The 6,273-nt window shown below is 67.3% G+C and carries 6 protein-coding genes; 1 reads left to right on the top strand and 5 read right to left on the bottom strand.

Features of this window, described 5'->3' with window-relative positions; all coding sequences use genetic code 11:
• Positions 1–341: 341 nt before the first annotated feature.
• Complete coding sequence (locus K9U40_RS12455; RefSeq protein WP_282890519.1) at positions 342–563, bottom strand: hypothetical protein; 222 nt, start codon at positions 561–563, stop codon at positions 342–344.
• Between the two features lie 472 nt (positions 564–1,035).
• On the opposite strand from K9U40_RS12455, the gene K9U40_RS12450 reads away from it, so the two are divergent.
• Positions 1,036–1,503 carry a MucR family transcriptional regulator gene (locus K9U40_RS12450; protein WP_282890518.1) on the top strand — a complete coding sequence of 156 codons (468 nt, stop codon included), beginning with the start codon at positions 1,036–1,038 and terminating at the stop codon, positions 1,501–1,503.
• A gap of 98 nt (positions 1,504–1,601) precedes the next feature.
• On the opposite strand, the gene K9U40_RS12445 is transcribed toward K9U40_RS12450, so the two are convergent.
• The 4 genes from K9U40_RS12445 to mnmG all read right to left on the bottom strand — a co-directional run bounded on the left by K9U40_RS12445 (position 1,602) and on the right by mnmG (position 6,168).
• Positions 1,602–2,522 carry a ParB/RepB/Spo0J family partition protein gene (locus K9U40_RS12445; RefSeq protein WP_282890517.1) on the bottom strand — a complete coding sequence of 307 codons (921 nt, stop codon included), beginning with the start codon at positions 2,520–2,522 and terminating at the stop codon, positions 1,602–1,604.
• A gap of 123 nt (positions 2,523–2,645) precedes the next feature.
• Positions 2,646–3,494, bottom strand: a complete 849-nt coding sequence (locus K9U40_RS12440; RefSeq protein ID WP_282890516.1) for a ParA family protein — start codon at positions 3,492–3,494, stop codon at positions 2,646–2,648.
• Positions 3,491–4,240, bottom strand: coding sequence for a 16S rRNA (guanine(527)-N(7))-methyltransferase RsmG (gene rsmG / locus K9U40_RS12435; RefSeq protein ID WP_282890515.1), 750 nt, complete (start codon positions 4,238–4,240; stop codon positions 3,491–3,493). Before rsmG ends, K9U40_RS12440 begins: the two co-directional genes overlap by 4 nt.
• Before the next feature lie 53 nt (positions 4,241–4,293).
• On the bottom strand, positions 4,294–6,168 hold the full coding sequence (gene mnmG / locus K9U40_RS12430) for a tRNA uridine-5-carboxymethylaminomethyl(34) synthesis enzyme MnmG (protein WP_282890514.1): 1,875 nt from the start codon (positions 6,166–6,168) through the stop codon (positions 4,294–4,296).
• Positions 6,169–6,273 lie beyond the last annotated feature (105 nt).

The following is a 6,273-nucleotide window of genomic DNA, read 5'->3' as shown; positions in this document are numbered from 1 at the left end:
ATAGTGCATGGCTTCGAGGAACTTGCGGTCATCGCGCCCCTTGTCGCCCCGTCGCGACCGGCAAGCGCGGAACACCTCCAGAGCCACCGCCCAATCCTCGTCCGTCATCCGCGTCAGCATGGTCGACCTCGCCAAAAGCCGACCCGCTATGAATCACCGAAAGGACAAGAAGGGAATCCCCCTCCGACTCAACACGGCGAAATCCGTCCACACCGCCTAGAGCGCGATCCCATCAGATGGAAGCGCCTGACGATCCAATGTGGGTGGATTGCAGCGCATCCCAGGAAAAGGGAGTGGCAGGAAAACGTACGGCAGGAAAACGTACGGCAGGAAAGCACCGGCTAAAGCAAAACCCGATCAGGTTGAAGCCATGGGATCGCAAGCAGGTCCCCGTCAGGGGACTTGCCGGCAATCGCCGCGTAGCGCACGCCGATCATCTCGCGATGCGAGCTGACCGGATAACGCGTTTCTGATCTTAAGGCGAGAGCGCGCTCCGGCAACGCCGCACCGGCGCGCTCTACCTGCGTCGCGGCGCTGTTTGCGCTGACCCGCAGCTTTGCCATGAGCGGCTCTTCTTTGCGCACGGTATCCGGACAGGTCATACCCGCCGGGAGGTTGGTCGGCGCGCCGTTGCGACCGGCAGTTGCGCTATATCGCTCGTTGTACTTCCTCAAAGGAAACAAGAAGAAAGCCCCCCTGGCACCCCTGAGCACCAGCGCCCGGAGCGCCGAGCCGAAGCGGAATCCGGATGCCGGATGCCAAGACTTCCGGACGGCGATGTTTTCATTTGAAGATGGCGTGATTCGCTGATTTCAGATGGATCAAACCGGGGGTTTGCGGGCCTCCCGAAGCGCCCGATAGAGCGCGCAAACCCGCATTATTGCTCGATCTTCAAGAGTTTTCAGAGCCAGGATTGTATTTCTTGCGGCAGGTGTTATAAACTATTTGCGAAAAGTTCAGATGCCGATGAGGCGCTAGCCTGAGGGCGGCGCTCCCGCGACGCCCATCGCCACGAACAAGCAGAAAGGGACCCCCGTGAGCGACTCCGCCTCCAATTCTCCGTCGCCGAGCTTCATCGACTTCACCGCCGATATCGTGGCTGCTTATGTGAGCAACAACTCTGTTTCGGCCGCCGAGCTTCCCGCTCTCATTGAATCGGTCTATCGCGCCCTCGGCCAGCTCGGCACCCCTGCGGCGCCCGTGCTGGAAGAGCAGAAGCCCGCGGTGCCGGTGAAGAAGTCGGTGACGCCTGAATACATCATCTGCCTGGAAGACGGGAAGAAGTTCAAGTCGCTGAAGCGCCACCTGCGCACCAGCTACGGCATGACTCCCGAAGTCTACCGCGAGAAGTGGGGCCTGCCGAAGGACTATCCCATGGTCGCCCCGGCCTATGCCGCCGCCCGCTCCGAGCTGGCAAAGAATATGGGCCTCGGCCAGACCCGCAAGAAAGCGCCCGCCGCCCCGGCCAAGAAGCCGGCCCGCCGCGCCAAGGCCGCGGCCTGATCCAAGGCAAAAGAGCCGCGCCCGGGCAATCCCGGCGCGGCCCTTTATTGGTGGACGGCACACTTTCACCATCCCGTTTCTATCTTCGAGACCGAAATTCAGTCGAGCCCGAGGCGCCGGCAGATTTCGTCAAGTTGATCGAGGCTCTTGTAGCGGATGCGCAATTCGCCCGCCTCACCCTTGCCCTCGATATCCACGCTGAGACCCAGCACGTCTCCGAGGCGCTTTTCCAGCGCCCGGCTGTCCGCGCTCTTGCGCTCCGGCGCGCTACCCTTGCCCGCCTTCCCCGCGGGCGCCGCCTGGCCCTTCGCAGGCGCCGCGGTGAGCGCGGAGCGGGCCTTGGACAGGGCCTCCACGTCGCGCACGGTCAGCCCCTTCTCCACCACGTCCTTCGCCATGCGCTCGGGATCGGCGCAGGCGAGCAGCGCGCGGGCATGGCCCGCGCTCAGGCGGCCGTCGACGAGGTAGGTCTTCACCCCCGCCGGCAGCTTCAGCAGGCGCAGCGTGTTGGCGATATGGCTGCGGCTCTTGCCGATGATGCGGGCCAAGTCATTCTGATTGTAGTCGAATTCTCCCATGAGGGATTCGTAGCCCTGGGCCTCTTCCACCGGATTGAGGTCGGCGCGCTGCACATTCTCGATGATGGCGACTTCCAGCGCCTCCCGGTCGGACAGTTCCAGCACCACCACCGGCACCTCGTGCAGCGCCGCGCGCTGGGCCGCGCGCCAGCGCCGCTCGCCGGCGACGATCTCGAAGCTGTCGCCGCCGTTCAGCTGGCGCACCACGATGGGCTGGATGATGCCCTTCTCGCGGATCGAGGCGGTGAGGTCGTCCAGCCCCTCCTCCAGGAAGCTCCGGCGCGGGTTGCGCGGATTGGGCCGCACATGCTCGATGGGCACCCGGCGCGGGCCGCCGCGTCCTGCCCCCGGACGACCCGCCGGGGCCGCCGGCGGCTCCCCCATCTCCCCGATGAGCGCCGCAAGACCGCGGCCGAGCCGCGAGCGCTGTTCATCCGCCATGACCGTGTTCCGTTCCCAGAGCACGCGCTGATCGGACAACGCGCTCTCTTCCCTGAAGTTGAGAGGGGGATTCACCGAGCCGATTGACGCAATTTGCTCGGTGAATCGCCCTCGTGTCCGCCGTCAGGCCGCCGCATCCGCCCGCGCCGCGCGCTCGCGCTGGATCACCTCCGAGGCGAGGCGCAGATAAGCCTGTGAACCCAAGCACTTGAGATCGTAGAGCAGCACCGGCTTGCCGTACGACGGTGCCTCCGACACCCGCACATTGCGGGGGATCACCGTCTCGTAGACCTTGTCGCCCATGAATTGGCGCACGTCCTGCACCACCTGCTCGGAGAGATTGTTGCGGCCGTCATACATGGTCAGCACGATGCCATGGATGGTCAAAGCCGGATTGAGGCTGACCCGCACCTGCTCCACCGTCTTCAGCAGCTGCGACAGGCCCTCCAGCGCGAAGAACTCGCACTGCAGCGGCACCACGATGGCGTCCGCCGCCGCCATGGCGTTCACCGTCAGCAGGGAGAGCGAGGGCGGGCAGTCCACCAGCACATAGGTGAAGCGGGGCGCAGCGCTGTCCGCCGCCAGCGCCTTCAGCGCGGCCCGCAGGCGGAAGGCGCGGTCGCGCTCGGCCGCGATCTCCAGCTCCAGCCCCGACAGGTCGAGGGTGGAGGGCGCCACATAAAGCTGCGGCACGCCGGTCTCCATCACCGTCTCGCGCATGCTGGCCTCGCCGGTCAGCACGTCATAGGTGGAGAGATTGCGCGAGCGGCGGTCGATGCCGAGGCCCGTGGAGGCATTGCCCTGCGGGTCGAGATCCACCACCAGCACCGTCTCACCGATGGCGGCGAGCGCCGTGCCCAGATTGATGGCCGTGGTGGTCTTGCCCACACCGCCCTTCTGATTGGCGAGGGCCAGCACACGCGGCACGGCGGGGCTGCCACCGGCGGGGGAAGCGGTCTCGTGATCAATCATGGCGCCTTCATCCTCGACGCGTCGCATTCGGGCGGCCCACCGCCGACGTCCGGCTCCCCTTGGGAGCGCGCGCCGGATGGGGATTCGATGGTGTCGGTCCCGCGCCTCGCGCCCCTCACCAGAAGGATCCGACCTTCGGGGTCACTCGTACTGGGGCGCAGGTCGCAGTCGAGTGTCCAGCTTCTTGACGCTTCGGTCAATTCGCGTTCCGCATCGCGACCCTTGGGAAAAAGGCCAAGGGCACCGGCTTGGAGGAAGGGCGCCGCGAGATCCAGCAGCTTGGGCAAGGGCGCCAGCGCACGGGCGGAGACCACGTCCGTCCCCGGCGCCAGGGTTTGCGCCACCTGCTCGATGCGCGCGGCATGAACGGTGACGGGAAGCTGCGCCACCCGCGCCGCCTCCCGAAGAAAGGCGGCCTTGCGGGTATCGCTTTCCACAAGATGCATGTGGGCGCCATCGCGCTCCGCCAGCACCGCCGCCACCACGAGGCCGGGAAAGCCGCCGCCGGAGCCCAGATCCACCCAGCGCAAGGGCTCTAGCGGAACATGGTGAACGAGCTGGAGCGAATCACCCACATGCCGGGCCCACAGGTCGGGCAGGGTGGCGGGGGCGACGAGGTTGATGGTCTTCTGCCACTTCACCAGAAGATCGGCGATGATGGTGAGCCGGCCAAGTGTTTCACGTGAAACCATGGCCGCGATGGCCTCGCGCCCCGCACCGCCTGTCACCGCCTTGCCGCCCTTCATTCGACCCCTCGCTCCGCCAAACCGTCATCCCCATGATCCACAGGCCGGGGCCCTCAGCCGCCGGAACCGGCCCGCCGCGCATGGGTGGCGAGCAAAGCGAGGGCCGCCGGCGTCATCCCTTCCATGCGTCCCGCCTGCCCCACCGTGCGCGGACGGATGTGGGCGAGCTTCTGCTTGAGCTCGTTGGAAAGGCCCGGCAGGTCCGCATAGGCGAGATCCTCCGGCAGGCTCAATTGCTCATCCCGGCGCAGCATGGAAATGTCCGCCGCCTGGCGATCGAGATAGACGGCGTATTTGGCATCGGTCTCCACCTGTTCGGCCACCGCCGGATCGAGCCCCGCCAGTTCCGGCCAGATGGCGCCGAGGCGAGCCATGTCGATGTCCGGATAAGCCAGGAGATCGAAGGCCGTGCGCCGCTGCCCGTCGCGATTGACGCTGAGGCCGTGCCGCGCGCCTTCCGTGGGCGTCAGGCTGAGACTGTCCGCCAGCGCCCGCGCCGCCTCCAGCGCCGCCGTTCGGCGGGCGAAATGGGCAGAGCGCTCGGCACCGACGAGGCCGAGCGCTTCGCCCTGCCGGGTGAGGCGCTGATCGGCATTGTCGGCTCGCAGGGTCAGGCGATATTCGGCGCGGGAGGTGAACATGCGATAGGGCTCGCTCACTCCGCGGGTGACGAGATCGTCCACCATCACCCCGAGATAGGCTTCCGCCCGGTCGAAGACGGTGCCGTCCGCGCCCCCGGCCCGGCGCGCCGCATTGAGGCCGGCGAGCAGTCCCTGGGCCGCGGCTTCCTCATAGCCGGTGGTGCCGTTGATCTGGCCGGCGAGGAACAGCCCGGCCACGCGCTTGGTCTCCAAAGTGGGGGCAAGCTCGCGCGGGTCCACATGGTCATATTCGATGGCATAGCCCGGCCGCAGCACCGCCACCTGTTCCAGCCCCGGAATGGTGCGCAGGAAGGCGGTCTGCACCTCGGCGGGCAGGGAGGTGGACAGGCCGTTGGGATAGACGGTGGGATCGTCCAGCCCCTCGGGCTCCAGGAAGATCTGGTGGCCGTCGCGATCGCCGAAGCGGACGACCTTGTCCTCGATGGACGGGCAATAGCGCGGGCCCGTGCTCTCGATACGGCCGGAATACATGGCTGAACGGGAGAGGTTGGCCCGGATCAGGTCATGGGTCGCGTCCGTGGTGCGGGTGATGCCGCATTCCACCTGAGGGTTGGGCAGGCGCGTGGTGAGGGCCGAGAACGGCTCGGGCGGATCGTCGCCGGCCTGCATCTCCAGGCTCGCCCAATCAATGGTGCGGCCATCGAGCCGGGCAGGCGTGCCGGTCTTCAGCCGGCCGAGGGCGAAGCCGAGGCGGGCGAGGGCAGGGGAGAGGCCCAGCGCTGGCCGCTCGCCCATGCGGCCGGCGGGATGGCTCACCTCACCCATATGGATGAGGCCGTTGAGAAAGGTGCCGGTAGTCAGCACCACCGCGCCGCAGGCGAGATCCCGCCCGTCGCCAAGGCGCACGCCGGTGATGCGGCCGCCATCCACCAGCAGATCGTCCGCCTCGCCCTCGACGATGGTGAGGCCATCCTGCGCGGCCAGGGCCGCCTGCATGGCGCGGGCATAGAGCTTGCGGTCGGCCTGGGCACGGGGGCCACGCACAGCGGGACCCTTGCGGCGGTTGAGCACGCGGAACTGGATGCCGCCCTGATCCGCCACCCGGCCCATGAGGCCGTCCAGCGCGTCGATCTCCCGCACCAGATGGCCCTTGCCCAGCCCGCCGATGGCCGGATTGCAGGACATGGCGCCGATGGTGGCGCGGGAATGGGTGACCAGCGCCGTGCGCGCGCCGGTGCGCGCGGACGCGGCGGCCGCCTCGCATCCCGCATGGCCACCGCCCACGACGATCACGTCGAAAGCATTCGCTGAAAGGGTTTCGGTCATTCTCGTCCGGGCAGAAAGGCGGTCCACGCCGCCCCTTCTGGAAACGCCCTCTTTCCGGCGCCGTCAAGGCGGTGGACGGGAATGTTTCACGTGAAACATCGCCGG

This window comes from Xanthobacter autotrophicus (assembly GCF_030015065.1).
Classification (GTDB): Bacteria; Pseudomonadota; Alphaproteobacteria; order Rhizobiales; family Xanthobacteraceae; genus Xanthobacter; species Xanthobacter autotrophicus_D.
The sequence above is the reverse complement of the archived record's forward strand: the minus strand, read 5'-3'. Positions and strand labels throughout refer to the sequence as shown.